Here is a 22,363-nt window from a genome sequence, read left to right on the forward strand (position 1 = left end):
AATCAATGACATTCTTACTTGGATTGATAGTAACAATTCAAGTAAATGCACAGTCTTATGTGACCTACAATCACGATGAAGCCAAGATGAACCAGATAACGGTTCAGGAGATTGGAGCCGGATGCCTTACTCCCGATTTGTACTATTGGGCATTTCACAACAGTTACCGAAACTCAGCTGCATCGAAAAACAAACTGACCTATCGCGCATTGGCAGGAGTCTCTGCCTATCCACAGGTAGAAGATGCAGACTCCATAGAGGCGGCATTAACGAAACGAGCAGAGATTGAAGCCTTGAATATAGCAGACCGCCAGATTGACATTGCCTGGTTAGCCGAGGGGTCAAAGATAACAGACAAGCTAAATGCTTTCCAGACGAACATTAACCGTATTGTCGGTGCTGGCGGTTCTATTCATGACAAAGACCGATGGAATGACTACTACCATATCTTTCAATGTGCCATCAAAGCTACTCAGGATGCTTATATGCCCAATGCACAGCGAAAGAAAGAGTATCTTGCCATCTATGCGGACATAACCAAACAGAATGAAACGCTGATAGCCTATCTTGTTCAACTCAACAAGAAAGCGAAAACGGCAGACCTTCTTTCTGCAACATATAACAAGCCAGACCATCGTGCAGCTATTGCTACGGCAGCACACAATCGTTGGAGGGATGCCGGATGGGGAAATAATGGAGGTAACTCCAATAGTGGTTCAAATACTAATGGCATAATTATCCAAGAATAATATGGCAGATACGAATATCCTTTCAGACTTTGGCATCAACATCCTTGAAGAGGAGATTGATGATGTTATCTTCCAGACCAACGAGTTCCTTTGTGATGCTACTTTCACTGGTTCACAAGGGCCTTTCTGGTGGATATTGCAGATGTGTATGGCTCTTGCAGCACTCTTCTCCATCATTGTAGCAGCAGGAATGGCTTACAAGATGATGGTGAAACATGAACCGCTTGACATCATGAAGCTGTTCAAACCCCTTGTTGTCAGCATTATCCTATGTTGGTGGTACCCACCTGCAGATACAGGCATGACAAATAGCAGCAGCAGCTGGTGCGTTCTGGACTTCCTTTCCTACATTCCAAACTGCATTGGCTCTTATACGCATGACCTCTACGAGGCAGAATCCACTCAGATTGAGGATAAGTTTGCGGAAGTCCAGGAACTCATCTATACAAGAGATACTATGTACACAGCTCTACAAGCACAGGCTGATGTGGCTCATACAGGTACTTCTGACCCCAATCTTATTGAAAGTACAATGGAACAGGCTGGTGTCGATGAAGTGACGAACATGGAACAGGATGCTTCAAAACTATGGTTCACGTCTCTTACGGCTGGAGCTGTCGTAGGTATCGATAAGATTATCATGTTGATTGCCCTGATAGTTTTCCGTATCGGTTGGTGGGCTACCATCTATTGCCAGCAGATTCTTTTAGGTATGCTGACGATATTCGGGCCTATCCAATGGGCTTTCTCGCTACTCCCGAAATGGGAAGGAGCTTGGGCGAAATGGCTTATACGCTATCTCACTGTCCATTTCTACGGAGCTTGTCTATACTTCGTCGGCTTCTATGTGCTGTTGCTCTTTGACATTGTTCTCTGTATTCAGGTTGAAAACCTTGAAGCCATTACGCAGAGTGAGCAGACAATGGCAGCATACCTTCAGAACTCCTTCTTCTCAGCAGGTTATCTGATGGCAGCAAGCATCGTTGCACTCAAATGTCTGAACCTTGTCCCAGACCTTGCAGCATGGATGATTCCTGAAGGTGATACGGCATTCTCTACCCGTAACTTCGGTGAAGGTGTAGCACAGCAAGCAAAGGTATCTACACAAGGTATGATTAGCAGAGTATTATAAATTATCGAAATAGTAAAACTATGGTTATCAAGAATCTCGAAAACAAAATCAAGTTGGTGATGATAATATGCTCCCTCTTCTTGGTGGGATGCATCATCATCAGCATTTCCAGTATCTGGACAGCTCGTGTGATGGTAACAGACGCACAGCAGAAAGTGTATGTGTTGGATGGCAACGTTCCTATCCTGGTTCAAAGAAGTACGATGGAAGAAACCCTCGATGTGGAAGCCAAGAGCCATATCGAAATGTTCCATCATTTCTTCTTCACGCTTGCCCCTGATGACAAGTACATCAAATACACAATGGAAAAAGCCATGTACCTAATTGACGAAACAGGTCTGGCACAGTACAACACTTTGAAGGAAAAAGGTTTCTACTCCAATATCATGGGTACGAGTGCCGTCTTCAGCATCTTCTGTGACAGCATCAAGTTTGATAAGGATAAGATGGAGTTTACCTACTATGGTCGTCAGAGAATAGAACGTCGTTCCAGCATCCTGACACGAGAGTTGGTGACGGCAGGACAGATAAAGCGTGTTCCTCGTACAGACAACAACCCTCATGGATTGCTTATCACCAACTGGCGTACCCTGCTGAATAAAGACATAGAGCAGAAAACAAAGATGTCTTACTAACAACATACAGCTATGTCTTGGAAGAAAATGATTATGGGCGAGAAAATGCCCGACAAGGATGACCCGAAGTATCGAGACCGCTATGAAAGAGAGGTCGATGCCGGACGCAAGTTTGCCAGAGCAACAAAGATTGACAAAGCCGCTGCCAAAGTCCAGCAGTTTGCCAATGACCACAAGAAGCTCTTCTTAGCCATCGTCTTTGGTTTCATCATTCTCAGTTTTGCTGGAAATCTCATTCGTATGGGCAAGGTATATAACGCCCATCAGTCACAGAAATCCGCTACTGAAGTACAAGAAGAGTTGGTCAGGAACCGACATAAGCGAGTTAAGCACGCTATCAGCTCCGTCCACACCATGCCTGTAAGTGTAAACAAGGAGTTCAAAGAATCACAAACTAAAATCAATAAAGACAATGGACATTCTGAAGAAGATTAACTGGAAGCAGCCTAAATATATGCTGCCCCTCATCATCTATTTTCCTTTGCTTTTTGTCGGATATTTCGTCATTGACCTCTTCCATACGGAAAAGGCTGAAATACCAGACAATAGCCTTACTACTACAGAATATCTGAACCCAGTATTGCCTGATGCAAAAATGAAGGGTGACGGTATTGGCAACAAATATGAGAGTATGGTTAAGTCATACGGCAAGATCGATGACTTAACTGCAATGGAAAATATAGACAGAAACAATGAAGAAGAAAAAGAATCTTACGACTCCAAGTACACAGACGAGGAGCGTCAACTACTCGAATCCCAGGAAGCCGCGAAGCTCGCTGAGATTGAGAGACAACTACAAGCGAGTGCGCAAAAAGGTCAAGAAATCGCGAATGGTAGCGGCATGAGTGAAGCAGACCGTCTCGCTCGTAGTCAGCAGCGAGAGCAGGAAGCAATGGAAGAACTCAACCGTGCGCTTGCACAGGCACGACTACAAGGTCAGCAAGCGATGACACCTCCAACTGATAGCAATGTAGATAACACACCTGCCAACAGTCAACCTTCAGACAAAGTAGAAGGTAAAATCAGTGTGAATGAAAGAGCTGTTAAAGGTGTCTCTGATGATGATGAAGCACAGGAGGTTGTGAAGAAGGTCAAAGTCACTTCCGATTACTTCAACACCCTTACTGAAAATGACCCTGAGCCGAACCTTATCAAAGCCATTATTGATGAAAATGTAAAGGCGGTAGATGGTTCTCGTGTAAGGCTTCGTCTGCTTGATGACATTGAAATCAATGACATTGTAGTTCCAAAGGGAACGTACATCTATGCACTTATGAGCGGTTTTGGCAGTCAGCGTGTCAAAGGAAACATCAAGAGCATACTTATCAATGATAACATCATCAAGGTCAACCTTTCTATTTACGATACTGATGGATTGGAAGGTCTGTATGTCCCAAGCAGTAATTTCCGAGAGACCACGAAGGACGTAGCAAGTGGAGCCATGAACAACTCTTCAGCTCTAACGTCAAGTTCAACAACAGCTGGAAACTCCCTCATTCAATGGGGCAACCAAGCCATCACAAATGCCGTACAGAAAACGAGCAATGCCATTAGTAAGTCCATCAAGAAAAACTCAGCCAAGCTTAAATATGGCACGTTTGTCTATCTGGTCAACGGCAAAGAGAAGAAAAACGATTAAAACAATTTTCAAATATAATGAACATGAAGACTTTCAAGAAAATCGGCACATCGCTAATCTGTGCTTTGTTTGCAATGCCTCTGATGGCACAGCAGACGTATGAAGAGATGGAACAACTTACAGTCAACGAACAGGTGACTACTGTCATCACGGCTTCTGAGCCTATCCGTTTCGTTGACATCAGTACCGACATGGTGGTTGGTGACCAACCCATCAACAACACTATCCGACTGAAGCCCAAGGAGGGCGCACATGCCGATGGTGAAGTGCTTGCCATTGTCACCATTGTCACAGAAAGATACCGAACTCAATATGCCCTTCTCTATACAACCAGACTTCAGGAAGCTGTTACTGATAAGCAAATCCAGCCGGAAGAGAGAATTGCGTATAACAATCCATCTGTATCAATGAGCACTGAGGATATGGCAAAGTACGCTCGTTCCATCTGGAACTCGACTGCCCGAATACGCAATGTCAGTACCAAGCAGCATCGTATGATGATACGTCTGAACAATATCTATTCCGTTGGAGAATATTTTTTCCTGGACTTCTCTGTGGAGAACAAGACGAACATTCGCTTTGATATTGATGAAATGCGTTTCAAACTGGCAGACAAAAAGCAGTCGAAGGCTACTAATTCTCAGATTATCGAGCTTACTCCTGCCTTTGTCCTCGACCAAAGCAAGACGTTTAAGTATGGCTATCGTAACGTCGTTGTTCTGAAGAAGATGACCTTCCCCAATGACAAGGTGCTGTCTATCGAGATTTCAGAGAAACAGATTAGTGGACGTACCATCATGCTCAACATTGACTATGAGGATGTCCTCTATGCCGATTCGTTCAACGCTATTTTACTGAAGGAGGACTAAACAATGAAGAAGTTATTTGCTATTATCGCTATCTTGGGTTCTATTTCCCTTTCATCCTTTGCTCAGTCACATAGTGACAGGATTACCTTTGGCGTGGGACTACTTTATGAGCGTGGCCTTGATGCCACACTTGCATGGGAACACGAAACCAAGTATCATAACGCCTGGGAATACTTCGTTAATGGCTATCTCAAATGGGATGAGTGCGAAAGTTGTGGGCATGTGTGTCCTGAATCATTCTGGAAAAACTACCGAACATGGGGTGTTGGCGTAGCCTACAAGCCTTGTGTGTGGCGAGGTCGTAACAATCATGGGAATCTACGCATCGGTGCCAGTGCAGGTAGTAATACAGACAAGTTCTTGGGTGGCATCCATGTTGGCTACGAACATAATTATGCACTTAGGAACGGATGGGGTTTGTATTGGCAAGCCAAATGTGATCTAATGTTACCGGATAGAAAAGACTTGTTCCGTACAGGAGTTACCCTTGGATTCAAAATTCCCACAAGATAATCAAACTTAATACAAAGTAAAATGAAGCTATTACATACTATCTGTGCTGCCTTTATTATGGTGGCCATAACAAGTTGCGACGAACACCGTGAGTTTCCTGACACGGCAATGAAGACCTGCGACATACTATGTACAGATGGAAAGGTTGTGCGCTATGAAGACATGAAAAGTCAGGGAAAACAACCTATTGCCGTTGTGTTCCATATCAATCAAAGCAATGAATCTCAGGGAACAGGTTATGCCGTTTATCTTTGGGACATTGCGCCAGAAGCATACAGTGACAGTATCGGCGTGAAGCATAATACTTCGGCCAATATTACCGCTTTCGACGGGAACATGAATACTCATTCCATGTACTCATCTGGGGCATCTCCAGCTGCAACAGCAGTCTTTGATATGTGGCAATATGGACAGAGTGCCTTCATACCATCAGTAGCCGAGATACGTTTGCTTTATGGTGCGAAGAACACGGTAAACGACTATATAAAGAAGTGTGGTGGCGATGTCATATCTGATGATCCTGACGAGTGTTGGTATTGGACTTCAACGGAGGTGAAAGATATGGAATCGGCTAAGGCATGGTTGTTCTCTCTTGCGTCTGGAGCACTTCAAGAAACACCTAAAGAACAATCACATAAAGTACGCCCAATCATCACTTTATACAATTAGAGTTTACAACAATTTAAGTAAGAAATGGAAGAAACCAAAGAGCTTCAAACTGCCTACAAGATATTTCGCGCGGTCATCTATGTGTCGCTACTCTTGGAGTTTTTCGAGTATGCCATTGACCCGGAACTACTTGACTACTGGGGCGGCATAGTTTGCGATGTTCATGACCGAATCAAGCGGTGGTTCATCTATCTGGATGGTAATCTTATCTGGAGTAAGATTGCAACATTCGTGATTATATGTATCACCTGTATTGGAACCAGAAATAAGAAGCATTTGGAGTTTGATGCAAGACGGCAGGTGCTCTATCCCCTTGTCAGTGGTGTAGGTATTACAATCCTGTCCATTTGGCTGTTCGGCTATCGAATGGACATGCGGTTCTACATGATTCCGCTGAACATCTGGCTCTACATTGCAGCTACCATCCTTGGAACCATTCTAATTCATGTTGCACTTGATAATATCTCGAAGTTCTTGAAGGAAGGTCTTCTGAAAGACAGGTTCAACTTTGAGAATGAATCATTCGAGCAGTGCCAGGAACTGATTGAGAATAAGTATAGCGTGAATATACCAATGCGCTATTACTACAAGTCGAAGTTCCGCAAAGGATGGGTTAACATTGTCAATCCGTTCCGTGGCACTTGGGTTGTCGGTACTCCTGGATCTGGTAAGACCTTCAGCATCATAGAGCCATTTATCCGTCAGCATAGTGCAAAAGGCTTTGCAATGGTAGTGTACGATTACAAGTTTCCAACACTTGCCCAAAAGCTATACTACCATTATCGCAAGAACCTTGCAGCCAATAAAAAGGCGGGCAGAGATTTCAAATTCAACATCATCAACTTTGTGGATGTGGAGTATTCACGCCGTGTAAACCCAATCCAGCAGAAGTATATTGGCAACCTTGCTGCTGCCAGTGAAACGGCTGAAACACTGCTTGAATCTCTACAGAAGGGAAAGAAGGAAGGTGGTGGCGGCAGTGACCAGTTCTTCCAGACATCAGCTGTTAACTTCTTGGCTGCATGTATCTATTTCTTCGTGTCCTACAAGAAAGTGCCATACGATAAGGATGGTAATCCTTTGATTGCAGAGATGACGGAAGAACCCAAAACACACAGACCGAAGCCAACAGGCCGTGTCTTTGACCATTCAGGCAGGGAGGTGGAACCTGCCTACTGGCTTGGCAAATACAGTGACATGCCTCATATCCTCTCTTTCCTCAATCAGGATTACAAAATAATCTTTGAGGTATTAGAAACAGACCCTGAGGTTGCGCCGCTTCTTGGCCCTTTCCAGACTGCCATGAAGAATAATGCGATGGAACAGTTGGAAGGTATGATTGGTACGCTGCGTGTCTATACTTCACGTCTGGCCACCAAGGAATCTTATTGGATATTTCATAAAGATGGAGATGATTTCGATTTGAAAGTCAGTGATCCTGCGAATCCAAGCTATCTTCTTATTGCCAATGACCCTGAAATGGAGAGCATTATTGGCGCATTGAACGCCCTTATCCTGAACAGATTGGTCACTCGTGTCAATACTGGTCAAGGAAAGAACATTCCTGTAAGCATCATCGTCGATGAGCTACCTACGCTTTATTTCCATAAGATTGACCGTCTTATCGGTACTGCCCGAAGCAATAAGGTTAGTGTTGCTCTCGGTTTTCAGGAGCTTCCCCAGCTTGAATCCGACTACGGCAAGGTCGGTATGCAGAAGGTTATTACCACCGTCGGCAATGTCGTTTCCGGCTCTGCCCGTGCTAAGGAGACACTCGAATGGCTCTCCAATGATATCTTTGGCAAGGTGGTTCAACTGAAGAAAGGTGTAACCATCGACAGAGATAAGACCTCCATCAACCTCAATGAGAACATGGACAGCCTTGTTCCTGCATCCAAGATTTCGGATATGCCTACAGGATGGATAGCTGGTCAGACGGCTCGTGACTTCATCAAGACAAAGACAGGGCGAAATGGTTCCATGAACATACAGGAATCAGCAGAGTTTCAAACTTCGAAATTCTACTGCAAGACCGACTTCGACATGAAAGAGATACAGGCAGAAGAAGACGATTACGAGAACTTCAAACTCCCCAAATTCTACAAATTCCCGTCTAAAGATGCCAAGGAACGCATCTTGTATCAGAACTTCTGCCAGGTTAATCTCGACGTGAAGAACATGATAGACGAAATAAACAAATTCAAGACCAAATGATTTTCAAAACAGTATTAACAACCTTATTCCTTACTCTTTGTCTGGGCATGGATGCTCAGGCAAATGAGTCACCAAAACAAGCATCTATTTTTGCACTTCAACCATTTGAGCGAGCTATCTGCTGCATCAAATATTATGAGGGAATCCATCGTAAGAAGGATTATCCTTATGTTGGCTATGGCCACAAGCTAAGACCAGGAGAGCGTTACTCTTCGAATATGTCTCTGAGAGAAGCCGATGCGCTCTTGCGTAAAGATCTGAAGGAACTATGTACAATTTTCAAGCAATACGGAAAAGACTCCCTCCTACTCGCCGCATTAGCTTATAATGTTGGGCCTTATAGAATTCTCGGTAGCAGAACCAAGTACCCCAAAAGTACACTCTTGAAGAAGATTGAATCTGGAAACAGAGATTTCAAAGGCGATTATGTCCAGTTCTGCCATTGGAAGGGGAAGAAAATATCTTCAATAGAACGTCGCCGTTATACAGAGCTATTACTTCTATATTCAGAATGATAGTATCATGGATATTGATTTGTATCTATGCAATACCTGGAATAATGACAGATTAGTCGACAGAAGAACCTACCTTCTTGTTTTCAGTTCCTCATAAAATTTGCGGCGATCTTCTTCTGATGCAGAACCTCCTAACTTTTCGAGATAGTTTTTAATTTCAGGATGTTTCGACAAATAGTTTGTATATTCTCTAAACAAATCTTCTTGAAAGCAAGAGTTTATATTTAGAGTTTTTGCTTTGTCAAGAATATGAAAAAAGTGAATTATACATTGTTTGTTTTGGAATAATTTAAATGGCCTGGCATTTGATTTTACTTTCTGCGCATACTCTCTTAATGATGATGATATTGCATGCTTAGAATTAAAAACGAGCAGTTCATTTGCCTCATTCGCGATAAGCATATTAATTGCTTCAATCTCTTTAGGTTCACTTATCGTTACTTTGCCTTTCCTGTTTCCGATTTTGTATACATTTGAATCATAAAACAATATCAACAGCTTCGGGCTTAGTGGCATCATTATACATACACCTTTATAGCCAAGTATTTTCACTCCAGCATACCCTAAAAAATCAAAATATGGATTAATAATAAAAGCAGGACAATCGGAGGTTATAAAAGTAGAGCTGCATTTAGAGTCTATACAAACTAATTTAAATGACAAATCAGCCATATTTACTACCATACCAGCATAGACACTTAATGAAAATAATGGAGGCTCATCAAAACGAAATTCTAAATGAGGATCAACTTGTTCCATACCAGTACACCGCTTAAATATTTCTAACGACATTTCATTAACATCATCACTTAGTCTTTCGGACATATAAACAGTACGACCAAGTTGCATCATTACATACGTTAAAATATTCAAGCGTTCAACCTCATGTAAGTTATAATCATTATTATTATCCAGTTTATGGAATGCTAACATGCATAGTCGTTCTATCTCTGCCAGAGCATCTTCTACATTCTGATTTTTTGAGTAAAAGTAATCTTTACTCATTGTGTGTTTTATTGAAGATTGGTTAATTAGAAGATTCTTCTTTATGTTATATACTCCTATGTTCTTACCATCGTTTGAGAACAAACGTTGGTAAGACTGAGGAACAAAGTGATGATTTTTCTTTTCAGCCATTATTTATTACTCAAATATCCAATATAAATTGTCATAAGGGCACCACTTTGCGTAAAACTTGTTTATATAAAAAGCTACCCCAAACGTTCTTGACGTTATTTTGCCTTATTATTTGAAATACTTATCAATGAAGTTTACCTGCTCCTCATTAAGTATAGAATATTGAGTGTAACGGCTAATACCAATGGACTCTAATTCATCGTAGCCAAGCTCTTCTCCCCCATACATTGAGGCTACAGGGGTAAACTCATAGCAGTCATTATCAGGAACAAAGGGAGCTATCCAACAGCTTTTATCATGTCGGGGTACACTTGTATTGGTTACTTCTAATTTGTATCTAATTTGATAATGTCCTTTTCCAGACATGAAGAGATACACGATGTCACCGACATTGAGCTTTTTGTCAGATTTGCGCCAAAAGAGCTTTCCAAAAAGGGCAACACTTTTTGGATGATCAAGGAATCTTTCATTTCCTTTGAGCAAAACGTATTTTATACTATTCATAATAATCTTTTGATCCTTTATGTTTTATATCTTTGAAAAATTTGGCCATAACTATTAACCCAGGATAGGCTCTGTCATTATCATAACAAACCATATCATCATCCAATTCCCACACTGACATAAAATCTGGAGGAGTAATACCTTTCAAATCTACATACAAGCGAGTAAGCATCTCACATTCCTGTGAAATAAAAGTTTCTCTAACATTCTCTTTCAGCTTCGTACCGCTGTGTGACGTAATAAAATGAAGACCTAACCGAATTACACCTTTAGTTCTTTCTTCAAAGTGCTTAATCTCATTTTTGATATTGTCAAGTTGGACGATATTCATAGTGCGCCATCTTTGTAACAATCTCTCGTCGTTTGTTGAAGATGTTGCGAAGTTGTCATAGCTATGTTTGACCTCTATAACAAAACTATAGTCCTTATAAATACACCAATAATCAATTCTACCTTGCGAGTCTTCAATTTCCAACCCTTTCTTTCTGCTGTTTCGCGTCATTGGATATTCAGCAAAAGCAAGCCCCTTGCAAAGCGAATTCAGGACGGGCATAATTAACGTGTCAAGCTGCCGCTCCCTAAACAAGAATGGAGGTTCATAAAAATTATATTTCTTGGAATTGAAAGCTAAAGCATGTTTTGACATGCCTACGAAAAGTTTTTTGGTCAATTCGTAAGCAACTCTATAGTATTCTTCATTAGATTCCTTGGCAGAGAACAAGAAACTCTGAGAATCAATTTTTGAATGTCGATATTTCATACAAGTGCAAATCCATTTTGTTTCAACCTTCTAAATTCTGAGCAACTTATTGTAAGCCCATCTTTCAAATATCAATTATTACAGTTTTTGCAATAAAGACTCTGCAAAAATACAAATAAAAAGTCGAAAAACATGAATAACAACAAGAAAATGCAATTATATGAAAGAAATTTCTGTCTATTTCCTTGTTTTTCACAGAAAAATCACTAAATTTGCACAATACGCAATAGAAATGGACGTATCTTTCATAATATAATGGAGGATTTTCCGTTTATTTTATATCAAATAAAACCTCAGCAAAATGGCAAAGGAAAAAGACTTCAATCGGCTAAAAGTGGTTCTCGCTGAGAAAAAGAAAACCAATAAGTGGTTAGCAGAACAACTTGGAAAAGACCCTGCAACTATTAGCAAATGGTGCACGAACTCTGCACAGCCAGGGTTAGAGACACTCTATCAGATTGCGGAATGTTTGGAGGTTGATGTAAAAGACCTCCTCGTTTCTACAAAAGAAGAAAACATTATCATTTATAAGAAATGACATCCAAACGAACCAAATGAGCAAAGTTAGTCAATAAAACGCGCTCTACCAACAGGTTAGAGTAAGATGGACTAACATGGATATGGATTTTCGACTTCAAAATTTTAATTTTGCAAATTATGGCAAGTTCAGAATCAAATATAGCTTCTCAAAATGAGATAGTTCTTGGCGAGAACGAGATGGTATGCTCCCTCACCAACAAGGTAGTAAAGGCTACAGATAAGGAAATGACATTGCAGTCGATGATTGCAATGATGACTGAAGAGTATGGTTTCGCTCCAGAAGACATGGAACGAGACTTCAAGGTCAAGTATGAAGACGCAAATGAAGACAAGTCAAAGACCCAGAAAGTAGATTTGGCTATCTTCAATGCTGGCCATGCTCATGATGCAGATGAACTCATTCGTTTCATTATCGTAGCTAAGGATGCTAAGGTTAAGCCAAATGACAAGAAAGCTGGCGTTGAAGCAACAACCGAAGGCATTCTATGCTCCACCGATTGTGATTTTGCTTGCTGGACAAATGGTGAAGATCTCCAGTATGTTTATTCATACGAGGATGACTTTGGTCAGGTAACTTGCGAAGCCATATCTGATTTCCCTGCTGAAGGACAGACTCTTGAAGACCTTGAAGCACAAGGTGAACGTGCCATGCCTCGTAAACCTGCTAACGAGTCTTTGGTAAAGACATTTAAGCGTTGCCATGATTACATTTATGGAAATGAGGGAATGAAGAAGACTGCATTCTGGGAACTCCTCAACCTTATTTTCTGTAAACTATATGATGAGAAGCGTAGATTCTCTGATGCCAAACAGGGTATCAGTTATCGCCGTCGCTTTTGGGTTGGCGTAAAGGAACAGAACACCGAAAAAGGACAAGCAGCAGTAGCAGAACGCATCAAGGGCCTTTTTGAAGATTTGAAGGAAAGCAACATATTCAAGGATGTGTTCGATGGCAATGAGCAGATAATGCTTTCAAACCGTGGCCTTGCGTTTGTTGCATCCGAACTTGCGAAATACTCATTCCTTGATGCTACTGTAGATGTAAAAGGTACTGCATACGAGACTATTGTAAGTAATACCTTGAAGCAGGAAGCTGGTCAGTTCTTTACTCCACGTAATATTATCAAGTGCATGGTTGAAATGCTTGATCCGGACCAGAATTGTCGTGTACTTGACCCTGCTTGCGGTTCTGGTGGCTTCCTTGTAATGGTGCTTGATCATGTACGTCACAAGATTGCCAAGAATCTTTATCCAGACCTTGATGGTGTTCGTCTTGAAGCTAAATATAACTCACCAGAAGTGGATGATGCTGTTCGTGAGTATGCAGAAAAGATGATTTTCGGTTTTGATTTCGATCCAGACCTAAAGAAAGCAGCTCGAATGAATATGGTGATGGCAGGTGATGGACACTCTAACATCTACAACATCAATTCACTTGAATATCCGTTTGGTAGCAAACCCGATGTTCCTCATATCGCAGAAGCTGTTAACGAAAGTATTCAGCATAGCGCAGATAAGGACTTCCATTTCGAAACCCCAGACAATAATGCACAAGGTAAATTCGATATGGTGTTCACCAACCCTCCATTCGGTACTAAGGTAGAGGTTGACCAAGAAATTGCTCAGCGATATGAACTTAATAGCAAGGCTCCAGAAGTCCTTTTTATAGAAGCTTGCTACAACTTCTTGAAACCTGGCGGTAAAATGGCAATCGTATTGCCGGACGGTATTCTTGGCAATCCAAATACAGAGAGTGTTCGTCTCTGGATTCTTCGTCACTTCAAACTCCTTGCAAGTATTGACCTTCCTGTAGAGACCTTCCTTCCTCAGGTAGGCGTTCAAGCATCTCTTCTTTTCCTTCAGAAGAAGACAGATGCCGAAATGCTTACCCCTATAGAAGATGAAGACTATGACGTTTTCATGGCTATCGTCGAAAAGGTTGGTAAGGATCGTCGTGGTGTACCTGTCTATGAAAAGGATGACGATGGTGCAGAAATCTTGTTTGAGAACTATAAACAGTGGCTCAGCTATGATGAGTTCGGAAACGAAACAATCAAGAGTCGCAAGGAACGAATCAAGCATTTAGCAGATGACCTTCCAAAGGTAGCAATGGCTTATGCACAATTCAAGGAGGTGCGCTAATGAAAACTTTAAGTGTAACCAAAAGTGATATTGCAAATGCAAATTACAGATTTGATGCAAGTTATCATCTGAGCGATGGTGTTTCTATCCGTCGCAGAATTAAACATTCACCATTAGGCGAAACAAAAATTTGTGATATTACAGAACGTATTTTTTATGGAATCAGAGCAAACAGAGTATATGTAAGTAAGCCAGAACATGCAATTCCTTTCATGACTGGAGCAAATATTATGCTTGCAAATCTAGATAACACCAAATTAGTTTCGAGAATCCACACTCCTGGTATAAAAGAAATGACTTTAAAACCAGGTTGGGTAATGATTACTCGTTCAGGTACTGTCGGTCAAACTGCATGGTCAAATAAGATTCACGAAGGAAAATATGGCTCTGAAGATATAATTAGAGTTGTGCCTAATTCAAAGATAAAAGGCGGATTATTATATGCCTTTTTTGCTTCAAAATATGGACAATCACTTTTGACGCAAGGCTCCTTTGGTGCTGTTATTCAACATATCGAGCCATCATTCATTGGCGAGATAAAAATGCCTGTATTTGAAAAAGGGTTTGAAAATGAGGTAAATAACTTGATAGAACAAGCAGCAAGACTCAGAGAAGAATCAACAGATGCATTAAATACTGCAGTTGAAGTGTTCGAGAACAACATAGGTTCCTCAAATTTCAATTTTGACCACCAATCTGCTGCAATTTCATCAAAGAACATAGCAGCTCGCTTCGTTCGTTTTGACGCTCAGTATCAAATAGGCAACAAACGACTATTGAAGGAAAAAGAGAATCTGAAAACCATAAAAATCGAATCATTATCGACTAAAATCCTTGTTGGAAATAGGGGTAAACGAGAGTATGTAGAAAAGAATGGAGTACCTTTCTTATCCTCCTCTGATATGATGCTTGCCAATCCTTTGAGAGGATGCAAACAAATTAGAAAAAACTCGAACAACATTGAGAATATGTTAGTGTCCAAAGGTGACATTCTAATTTCTCGTTCTGGAACAGTTGGCAATACTGTCATTGTAGGTGATACTCTTAACCAAGTAGCAGTTTCTGAACACGCCATGAAACTTAGTATTGATTCATCTAAAATTGCTCCTGAATATGTATTTGCATACTTCAAGACTAAGCAAGGACAAAATTCTCTTCAAATTCTACCTTATGGTTCTGTAATAATAACATTAGGTGAAGAGTTTCTAGGGAATGTAGATCTTCCTATCATACCTAAAGAAGACATGGATAATGTTGTAGAACTGATTAAGGAGTATGTATACAAAAACGACAAAGCTATAGAACTTGAAAATCAAGCAATATCTATGGTAGAACAAGAAATCGAGAAGTGGAACAATTAACATAGTATCACGCTTATGTCACAGTTAAGGAAAGAAACCATAGAATGTCCACACTGCCATCAGGAAGGCGAGTACGACCTTTGGACATCGGTAAACGTGGACTTAGACCCCGAACTCAGAGGAAAAATTTTCTCTGACGAGTTGTTTATGTACCACTGCCCTCACTGTGGCAAAGTGACAGGCATACCTGCTGGTACGCTATACCATGATATGACTCATAGCTTCATGATATTCTTCGATTTCTTCAAACCAGATGATTATGACTACTCTCCTATGGAAATTCCAGAAGGTTTGGGGATGAAAAAAGAATATTTGTTCCGTGCTGTTTTCGGTTTACGACGATTCAAGGAAAAGATTGTAATACTGGAGCATGGATTGAATGATATAGCCATTGAGCATCAAAAGTATATGATTAGTCATGTCATTATGCCAGAGATTGTTGAGAAAGGTTATGAGTTGTTCTTTGCTAAGACCGAAGAACCCAGTGAGGAGTTTCCGCATGGTACAATCTATTTCTTCTATGACGACGAAGAGAACGAGCGAACCATGCAGATTCGCTTTGCTATGGATAATTACTTTGAGCATAAACTTGCCTGTGAACTTGATCCTCGCATGAAAGCAGAAGGCTGTATGTGTGTGGATGCTGAGTGGATGGCAAAACAAATGAAAGAGGAATAGCCATGGCAAGAACTGAATACGATTACGATAGCAACGGACTTGCCAGAGTATATGAGGATGCCCAGTGGTTCCTTTTAGACAAGAATGGCAATCAAGTTGGTGAAAGATACTCCTACATTGAAGAATGGGGAGAAGGATTCTATAAGGCAGAACAAGGGATAAAGAAAAATATTCTTCGCCCTGATGGCAGTATTGTTCTAAAGAATTGGCACAATGATGTCTTTAAGGTTCAGAAAGGATTCTTCCTCTTCAGTAATACCATCCGTAAGTCAAAGACCAATCCTAAGACAAGATACATCTATGGAGTAGCGCATATCAACGGTGATGTCATCTTTCCTATGATATTTGACAGAGCGCATTGGATGGAGAAGGGCGATGCCATCTATGCAGAGATTGGTACTCAGCCATATATCATTACACTCGACGGCAGTATCTATGACCCTGCTCGCGGACATCTACCCAAGAAGGTAAGTATAGACTATAAGGATTTCTTTGAGAAGTTTGCCAACTGGACATTACCAGGATTGCAGTTTTTCTACAGAGATACTGATGCGCCAGTGATTGTGGACACCACTTATCATGTAGGTGATGTGCTTCGTGCAGGATTCTTTGTCGATGTAACCACGAAATTACAGAAGCCAGCTCATAAAACTCGTTTCCTTATAGCAAGTGCCCATGCAGCCATGATGTGTGAGATTCCTGAGCTATGTCAGGAGAATCCCAATGTGAAGAATTGGAATCTATGCACTCTTCATTTCAACAGTTACTTCAAGGTCATGGATGTTTATGAGAAGGAAGGGGTAAAACAAGTTTTCCTTCTTCATATTCCTGGAGCAGCAGCTTTCTTCCTTGGACATGACGAGACAGCCATGAACTTTGTAAATGAAGCAACTGGTCAGGAAACGACTCTCATAGAGATGGCACGCAAAAGTCTCGATGAGAAGATGAAGATGGAGGTTCATCCTCGTTCTCTTGATAAGGAGTTCGTGGAGAGAATGCACCACCCGATTGGTTTGGACGAAGAGTATTATCCTGTAAATCCAAACGAGCAGGAAGAACCGACAGATGGGCCAATAGCCAATCTAAGCAGTATGATTCACAAGTTGGCAAATGATGCCGACCTAAAGGATTTCATCAACGTAGAAGACAATTTCCCCTATAGAGGTGTAAGTGGTACAGTATGTGAAGGATGCATTTATGCAAACGGCATACAAGGCAAAGGTGAAGGATGCGGAAGACTCTTTATCAAGAGTTTCCGTGAGCGTTATCTGAAAGGTAGATGCGAGTATCGTAAGACAGACATCGCAAAACCATCCTTCTTCGAAGAGATGGACATGTACCACAAGAAGATTGAAAAAGAAAAAGTCGAAAAGGCTTGTGATACCTATGCTCTCAATAAGCTTAAAAAGTTTGTTGCTGAGAGACTTGATGGTGACATCAAGAAATTGAAGGACTTCGACTTTTATACTTTGAGGGAAGATACTGAGTTTGGTGACGAGCGCGTAAGTGTGGTAGGACTTGATAGCATACTAATGAAATCCGTTCTTACTCTCGCTTTTGCTGATACTTATCCAGATTTCACCTATGAAAGCATGGATAAACATAAGTACAAGCCAGATACTATCAACATCACAAATACCATTTTCGGTATTAACTTTGAAGATTACTATAAGGCTCTTGAAACATACGATGCTCCAGCGGATTTGCGTGAAAGAGTTGTTCGATTCGGCAAGAAGGTTCACACCATTGGTAACACTATGGTTCTTCCATCTGGCCTGAACCTTATGCGTAATACCAAGCCTCTTGGACGAGGTTATTGTGACGTATTCCTTGCAGAGTTTTATAAGATGATGATTGGTGCGAAGAAGTGCAATATGAAGATGTTAGATGCACTCAATTTAAAGAAGAAAGAAGTAGCTGCCTTCCGCACAGAAGAAAACTTCAATCATATTGTTCACGAATTGATGCTTGAAGACTTCCTCGATGAAAAAGGAAAGCCCAAGCAGGTGTTCCAAGGTCTCTTTAGTTGGGAACCGGGAATCTCTCGTGATACATTTATTAAAGCAGCCAACGAGTTCCTTGATTTTTGCGAGCCGTTTGTTGACAAACGAGCAGACAGGATTATAGACAAGTTGGAGAGAGTATTATCGAATAATCATTAAACATGTATAATATATGGCACAAATAAGAAAACCCATACACGATGATGGTCCTGTAAATGCTGGAGAACAGCGTTTGTTGGACTACCTCGACTTAAAGTTGCCAAGTAACTACATTATTATTCCCAACCTTAATATTGCCATTACTGGCCAGAACCGAGTAATGAAATATTGGGAATATGACTGCATTGTTGTGGCACCTCATGCTGTTTATCACATTGAGAATAAGGATTGGGCTGGTAATCTCGAAGGAGATGACTGGGCTTGGTTCCGTAGTGGTCAAGAGGTTGCAAACCCTCATAAGACCGCAGGGCTAAAGAGCCGTATTCTCGCCAGCAAGATTAAGAACCAGCATCCAGATTGGCGTTTTGGCCAGATACTGACAGCTATAACTCTCAGCAATCCGCAACAGTCAAAATTCGGATTAGATCCTACCTGTGATTGTTACAAGCAAACATTCACATTGGGCGGTGATTTGATAGATTTTCTTACTAAGCCCGAACTTGTAGGACGTACTCCAGGAATGATTATGGATATTCAGTCACAACTTGTTGACTTGCTTTCTGGCCAATCTGTTGAACGTAGAAGAGCTGACCGAAAGGAAATCTTCAACTATCTTATTGAGGAGGTTCTTCAAGAGACAGAAGAGTTCACGGAATATCTGTGTGTTCCCAAACTCATTGCTACAGCGCGTTATAAAATACGTGAATATCCCCTTGATGTTGCTGGTAAGAGTCCTGAAGAACTGAAGAAACTGAGTTTGATGGTTCAGAATGCCAGCTTTGCCCAAGACAAGATAGGTGCTTCTCCATTCATTGTCAAGACTGATTGCAGAATGAATGAAGAGCAGACTTACTATTATGAGATAAGCCGTTATCAGGATGAAAGTTCTCTCAGGAGCAAACTCCGTCAGAAAACTTTCAAACAGACAGATAAAATCAGCATTATACTCGATGTTGCTAATGCGCTGAAAGCTGCGCATAAGGAACAGGTATATCATCGTGACGTGTGTCCTGAGAATATCTTTGTATATGAAGGAGGTAAAGCAGCTTTGGCAAACTTTGGTATGGCATGGTTTGTCGAACACTCTGACCTCAGTTTCACGGTAAAGAAAGATACTAATATCAACTCACCATATACAGCACCTGAATTCTTAGAAGGTGATGTATGTTCAGGAAGTGATATATTCTCTCTTGGAGTAATCTTTTATGAGTTGATGACTGGCAAACTTCCTTTTGACAGTTGTCTCACATTTACTTCTGCATTAGGAGGAGTGCTCACAGAAGACCTCATGCCAAGCAAGGTATCAAAAGATCTTCCTGAATGGATGGATGAAGTTGTCAAGCATACAATCGTAGCTGACCCATTCAAACGTTGGCAAGAGGCTGATGAATTTATTGAGTTCATCAATAATTCCATGGAAGAAGAGCAAAAGAAAACCATTGAAGCTCAAAATGCCAATTCAGCAGGAAATACCACAAGCCAGACCAAGGTGGCATATTTGAAAGACATGAAGCCAGGAGTTAAGGTAACTCCTTCTATGACCCTTCATGAAATTCTTGGCCGAGGTGGATTTGGACGTGTATTCAAGGTATGGCATGATATGCAGAAACAATATCTTGCCATTAAAATCTTTGAACGTGATGCATCCGTTGACAATGCCATCAATGAGTTTGAGGCATTAAAATCTCTCCACCACCCCAACATTGTTGAGTTTAAATTTAACGACCGCACTCAACAAGGCTTGTTCTACACACTGATGGAGCTGCTTGAAGGTGAAAACCTGCAGGATTATACAAGAGGTGACCTGCGTCTTCCTGTTGACGAGGTTTACAAGATGGCTACCCAAATCTTGAAAGCGTTGCGCTACATGCAAGAAGAGCAAGATCCTCCTGTATATCACAGAGATATTAAGCCAAGTAATATCATGTGGCATAAGCGTCAAATTTACAAGCTCATTGACTTCAATATATCTACGACTACCGATGACAAGTCGTTTGGTGGAACCTTCCCATATATGGCTCCAGACCTTGTTTTATCGGGAAATAAGATTGATTGGGATAAGTCAGCCGACACATTTGCACTGGGTATTACTATCTATGAACTTCTTGCTCATGCCTATCCATGGCCAGGAAGCAACATGCGCCCCAACATACACATGCAGCCTACGGATATTCGTAGCTACAACGATAAGTTGACAGATGAGATTGCTGAGTTTGTAATGAAGGCAATCATTACAGATAGACATAAGCGATTTACATCTGCCAAAGAAATGCTTGAAGCATTGGAGAAGATTGGTGTCAATGGTATCTTGAAGGACACTTCAACTATCTTAAATACTTCTACAGTCAATGCAAATCCAGTCGATTACATTAATTCTCTCTATAGTCAGAGTCGCCATGGAAATAGCGGCACACGAGCTGGAGCAAAGACTCATGCCTTTGATGATTTGACTTATTCCAAGACAAAACTTGACAAGCAACTCATTCAGGACATAAATGATTTGAAGTATAAGCTGATTATCATTACCGGAAATGCTGGTGATGGTAAGACTGCATTTATCCATAGAATTGAAGATCAAGGAACAAATAAAGAATCATTTGACACAAACAATGGTTCACAGTTCTATATAAATGGCATACGCTTCGAATCTAACTATGATGGTTCACAAGATGAGGATGAAAAAGCAAACGACGAAGTTTTGGCTCAGTTCCTATCTCCTTTCAACAATCTTAGTGACTACACTCAGGCACAAGAAGGACGAGTAATTGCAATCAACGAAGGTCGTTTGGTTGACTTCCTCTCCACTCATAATGAGTTGAAAAAACTCCAAGATAACATTGAAGACTATTTCTATCAGGAAGGTCATGCAGAACTCCTCCCAGGTCTGATGGTTATCAATCTTAATCTTCGTTCTGTGACAGCAAGAGACGGCAATTCTCCAAGTCTTCTGGCTCAACAGGTGAAAAAACTGACCCGTCCAGAGTTGTGGTCAAAGTGTGAGGGATGTCCTATTGCAGACCGCTGTTATATTAAATATAATGTAGATACCTTCCAAGACAGCAGTGCAGGTGATGAAGTAATCAATCGACTGGAATGGTTGGTAAGAACTATTGTATATAAACGTGAGCTTCATATCACCATGAGAGACTTGCGTTCTATGATTGCTTGGATGCTAACACGAGACTACTCTTGTGATGAGGTCAAGCAATTAGTGGAGTATGTACAGACAGAACAGTTGCCTGAATACTATTGGCAGTATTACTACTTCAATGTAACAGCTCCAGTTGCATGGCCAGCAAAAGACTTCATGCTCCCATCACTTGACTCTAATGACCGCTTGGTAAAATTGCTGAGGGAAACAGATGTTGCTGGTGTAGCTTTACCTGCTTACGACCGAGACCTTTATTATACATCTAAGCGTCCTAATGACTATCTGATTTTTAGTGACCGCAAGCGCAGCTTATTAAATGACTTTAACGAAAACAATGTCATTATTCCTGCATATGAGGTTAAATCTGATGTTATAAGGATGCAGGCAACTGGTCGTCATAAGAGTTATGTGCGTCATCAGTATTTTGAAGGAAAATTTGATTTCCGCAGACGTTTGCCATATCGCTATGCAAGTATGTTCGAGGAGCAACTTCGAGTTGAAGACGAAAAGGCTCTTAAAGAAACAATGCAAGATTTGGCTTGCGCCATCTCTGCAAGTGAAGGATGCGACAATGCACGTTTGACTGAAGGTTATCTGCTTTTGGCAAGCTCCAATGTGGGTGATCCTATTTCAAAGAGCTATCGTCGTTTCCCATTGGATGAATTTGAGCTATTCGTAAACAAGACAGAACATCTGACTAAATATATCGAATACGAAAGTGATAGTCTTACTTTCCGTCACAAAACCGATAAGTTTATCCAGTTGACTGTCAGCCTTGACCTCTACGAAATGCTTCAATACATTCGTGCAGGTTTCAGTCCTTCTGTGAATGACCTACGAGGCCGATTCATTGAACTTCAGATTTTCAAGAACCTCTTAGAAGCCAAAACTTATACAGAGATTCTTGTCACGAAGAACAACAGGAAGTTCACTGTAATTCGACTCGATGGTAAGAAACATATTGTAATTGAACCTCTAAACGCTTAAAGAATA

At 41.1% G+C, this 22,363-nt stretch carries 19 protein-coding genes; 16 read left to right on the top strand and 3 right to left on the bottom strand.

Features of this window, described 5'->3' with window-relative positions:
- Positions 1-5: 5 nt before the first annotated feature.
- The 10 genes from CIK87_RS06770 to CIK87_RS06815 are packed head-to-tail and all read left to right on the top strand — an operon-like array spanning position 6 to position 8,935.
- Positions 6-749, top strand: coding sequence for a DUF5045 domain-containing protein (locus CIK87_RS06770; RefSeq protein ID WP_094386529.1), 744 nt, complete (start codon positions 6-8; stop codon positions 747-749).
- A gap of 1 nt (position 750) precedes the next feature.
- Positions 751-1,881: a hypothetical protein gene (locus CIK87_RS06775; RefSeq protein WP_094386531.1), complete on the top strand. Its 1,131-nt coding sequence runs from the start codon at positions 751-753 to the stop codon at positions 1,879-1,881.
- A 20-nt stretch (positions 1,882-1,901) separates the two neighbouring features.
- Positions 1,902-2,516, top strand: coding sequence for a conjugative transposon protein TraK (traK, locus tag CIK87_RS06780; protein WP_094386533.1), 615 nt, complete (start codon positions 1,902-1,904; stop codon positions 2,514-2,516).
- A 12-nt stretch (positions 2,517-2,528) separates the two neighbouring features.
- Positions 2,529-2,951, top strand: coding sequence for a hypothetical protein (locus tag CIK87_RS06785; protein WP_094386535.1), 423 nt, complete (start codon positions 2,529-2,531; stop codon positions 2,949-2,951).
- Positions 2,929-4,155: a conjugative transposon protein TraM gene (gene traM / locus CIK87_RS06790; RefSeq protein ID WP_094386537.1), complete on the top strand. Its 1,227-nt coding sequence runs from the start codon at positions 2,929-2,931 to the stop codon at positions 4,153-4,155. The genes CIK87_RS06785 and traM overlap by 23 nt, the downstream gene beginning before the upstream one ends.
- 17 nt (positions 4,156-4,172) lie before the next feature.
- Positions 4,173-5,024 (top strand): conjugative transposon protein TraN, encoded by an 852-nt coding sequence (gene traN, locus CIK87_RS06795; RefSeq protein ID WP_094386539.1) that lies wholly within the window; start codon positions 4,173-4,175, stop codon positions 5,022-5,024.
- 3 nt (positions 5,025-5,027) lie between these two features.
- Positions 5,028-5,537: a hypothetical protein gene (locus tag CIK87_RS06800; RefSeq protein WP_094386541.1), complete on the top strand. Its 510-nt coding sequence runs from the start codon at positions 5,028-5,030 to the stop codon at positions 5,535-5,537.
- A gap of 21 nt (positions 5,538-5,558) precedes the next feature.
- Positions 5,559-6,206: a hypothetical protein gene (locus tag CIK87_RS06805; protein ID WP_094386543.1), complete on the top strand. Its 648-nt coding sequence runs from the start codon at positions 5,559-5,561 to the stop codon at positions 6,204-6,206.
- A gap of 24 nt (positions 6,207-6,230) precedes the next feature.
- On the top strand, positions 6,231-8,420 hold the full coding sequence (locus CIK87_RS06810) for a type IV secretory system conjugative DNA transfer family protein (protein ID WP_094386545.1): 2,190 nt from the start codon (positions 6,231-6,233) through the stop codon (positions 8,418-8,420).
- Positions 8,417-8,935 carry a glycoside hydrolase family protein gene (locus CIK87_RS06815; protein WP_094386547.1) on the top strand — a complete coding sequence of 173 codons (519 nt, stop codon included), beginning with the start codon at positions 8,417-8,419 and terminating at the stop codon, positions 8,933-8,935. The genes CIK87_RS06810 and CIK87_RS06815 overlap by 4 nt, the downstream gene beginning before the upstream one ends.
- A 69-nt stretch (positions 8,936-9,004) precedes the next feature.
- Here CIK87_RS06815 and CIK87_RS06820 read toward each other — a convergent pair whose 3' ends face one another.
- The 3 genes from CIK87_RS06820 to CIK87_RS06830 form a co-directional block, all read right to left on the bottom strand.
- Positions 9,005-10,072, bottom strand: a complete 1,068-nt coding sequence (locus tag CIK87_RS06820) for a DUF4238 domain-containing protein (protein WP_094386549.1) — start codon at positions 10,070-10,072, stop codon at positions 9,005-9,007.
- A 108-nt stretch (positions 10,073-10,180) separates the two neighbouring features.
- Positions 10,181-10,576, bottom strand: a complete 396-nt coding sequence (locus tag CIK87_RS06825; protein ID WP_094386551.1) for a hypothetical protein — start codon at positions 10,574-10,576, stop codon at positions 10,181-10,183.
- Entirely contained in the window at positions 10,569-11,336 is a 768-nt protein-coding gene (locus CIK87_RS06830; protein WP_094386553.1) for a hypothetical protein, read from the bottom strand. Before CIK87_RS06830 ends, CIK87_RS06825 begins: the two co-directional genes overlap by 8 nt.
- Positions 11,337-11,637: 301 nt before the next feature.
- Here CIK87_RS06830 and CIK87_RS06835 point away from each other — a divergent pair, with 301 nt between their 5' ends.
- The 6 genes from CIK87_RS06835 (at position 11,638) to CIK87_RS06860 (ending at position 22,357) form a co-directional block, all read left to right on the top strand.
- Positions 11,638-11,874 carry a helix-turn-helix transcriptional regulator gene (locus CIK87_RS06835; protein ID WP_094386555.1) on the top strand — a complete coding sequence of 79 codons (237 nt, stop codon included), beginning with the start codon at positions 11,638-11,640 and terminating at the stop codon, positions 11,872-11,874.
- A 119-nt stretch (positions 11,875-11,993) separates the two neighbouring features.
- Positions 11,994-14,018 (top strand): class I SAM-dependent DNA methyltransferase, encoded by a 2,025-nt coding sequence (locus tag CIK87_RS06840; RefSeq protein WP_094386557.1) that lies wholly within the window; start codon positions 11,994-11,996, stop codon positions 14,016-14,018.
- Positions 14,018-15,379: a restriction endonuclease subunit S gene (locus tag CIK87_RS06845; RefSeq protein ID WP_094386559.1), complete on the top strand. Its 1,362-nt coding sequence runs from the start codon at positions 14,018-14,020 to the stop codon at positions 15,377-15,379. Before CIK87_RS06840 ends, CIK87_RS06845 begins: the two co-directional genes overlap by 1 nt.
- A 15-nt stretch (positions 15,380-15,394) precedes the next feature.
- On the top strand, positions 15,395-16,057 hold the full coding sequence (locus CIK87_RS06850; RefSeq protein WP_094386561.1) for a CpXC domain-containing protein: 663 nt from the start codon (positions 15,395-15,397) through the stop codon (positions 16,055-16,057).
- A 2-nt stretch (positions 16,058-16,059) separates the two neighbouring features.
- The gene (locus CIK87_RS06855) at positions 16,060-18,219 is read left to right on the top strand and encodes a hypothetical protein (protein WP_094386563.1); all 2,160 of its coding nucleotides are present in this window, start codon (positions 16,060-16,062) and stop codon (positions 18,217-18,219) included.
- A 13-nt stretch (positions 18,220-18,232) separates the two neighbouring features.
- The gene (locus CIK87_RS06860; protein ID WP_094386564.1) at positions 18,233-22,357 is read left to right on the top strand and encodes a serine/threonine protein kinase; all 4,125 of its coding nucleotides are present in this window, start codon (positions 18,233-18,235) and stop codon (positions 22,355-22,357) included.
- Positions 22,358-22,363 lie beyond the last annotated feature (6 nt).

This window comes from Prevotella sp. P5-64 (assembly GCF_002251285.1).
Classification (GTDB): Bacteria; Bacteroidota; Bacteroidia; order Bacteroidales; family Bacteroidaceae; genus Prevotella.

Excerpts from the sequence above, each read along its gene's own strand:
- CIK87_RS06770 (WP_094386529.1), top strand. The coding sequence starts at position 6 with ATGACATTCTTACTTGGATTGATAGTAACAATTCAAGTAAATGCACAG.
- CIK87_RS06775 (WP_094386531.1), top strand. The coding sequence starts at position 751 with ATGGCAGATACGAATATCCTTTCAGACTTTGGCATCAACATCCTTGAA.
- traK (WP_094386533.1), top strand. The coding sequence starts at position 1,902 with ATGGTTATCAAGAATCTCGAAAACAAAATCAAGTTGGTGATGATAATA.
- CIK87_RS06785 (WP_094386535.1), top strand. The coding sequence starts at position 2,529 with ATGTCTTGGAAGAAAATGATTATGGGCGAGAAAATGCCCGACAAGGAT.
- traM (WP_094386537.1), top strand. The coding sequence starts at position 2,929 with ATGGACATTCTGAAGAAGATTAACTGGAAGCAGCCTAAATATATGCTG.
- traN (WP_094386539.1), top strand. The coding sequence starts at position 4,173 with ATGAACATGAAGACTTTCAAGAAAATCGGCACATCGCTAATCTGTGCT.
- CIK87_RS06800 (WP_094386541.1), top strand. The coding sequence starts at position 5,028 with ATGAAGAAGTTATTTGCTATTATCGCTATCTTGGGTTCTATTTCCCTT.
- CIK87_RS06805 (WP_094386543.1), top strand. The coding sequence starts at position 5,559 with ATGAAGCTATTACATACTATCTGTGCTGCCTTTATTATGGTGGCCATA.
- CIK87_RS06810 (WP_094386545.1), top strand. The coding sequence starts at position 6,231 with ATGGAAGAAACCAAAGAGCTTCAAACTGCCTACAAGATATTTCGCGCG.
- CIK87_RS06815 (WP_094386547.1), top strand. The coding sequence starts at position 8,417 with ATGATTTTCAAAACAGTATTAACAACCTTATTCCTTACTCTTTGTCTG.
- CIK87_RS06820 (WP_094386549.1), bottom strand. The coding sequence starts at position 10,072 with ATGGCTGAAAAGAAAAATCATCACTTTGTTCCTCAGTCTTACCAACGT.
- CIK87_RS06825 (WP_094386551.1), bottom strand. The coding sequence starts at position 10,576 with ATGAATAGTATAAAATACGTTTTGCTCAAAGGAAATGAAAGATTCCTT.
- CIK87_RS06830 (WP_094386553.1), bottom strand. The coding sequence starts at position 11,336 with ATGAAATATCGACATTCAAAAATTGATTCTCAGAGTTTCTTGTTCTCT.
- CIK87_RS06835 (WP_094386555.1), top strand. The coding sequence starts at position 11,638 with ATGGCAAAGGAAAAAGACTTCAATCGGCTAAAAGTGGTTCTCGCTGAG.
- CIK87_RS06840 (WP_094386557.1), top strand. The coding sequence starts at position 11,994 with ATGGCAAGTTCAGAATCAAATATAGCTTCTCAAAATGAGATAGTTCTT.
- CIK87_RS06845 (WP_094386559.1), top strand. The coding sequence starts at position 14,018 with ATGAAAACTTTAAGTGTAACCAAAAGTGATATTGCAAATGCAAATTAC.
- CIK87_RS06850 (WP_094386561.1), top strand. The coding sequence starts at position 15,395 with ATGTCACAGTTAAGGAAAGAAACCATAGAATGTCCACACTGCCATCAG.
- CIK87_RS06855 (WP_094386563.1), top strand. The coding sequence starts at position 16,060 with ATGGCAAGAACTGAATACGATTACGATAGCAACGGACTTGCCAGAGTA.
- CIK87_RS06860 (WP_094386564.1), top strand. The coding sequence starts at position 18,233 with ATGGCACAAATAAGAAAACCCATACACGATGATGGTCCTGTAAATGCT.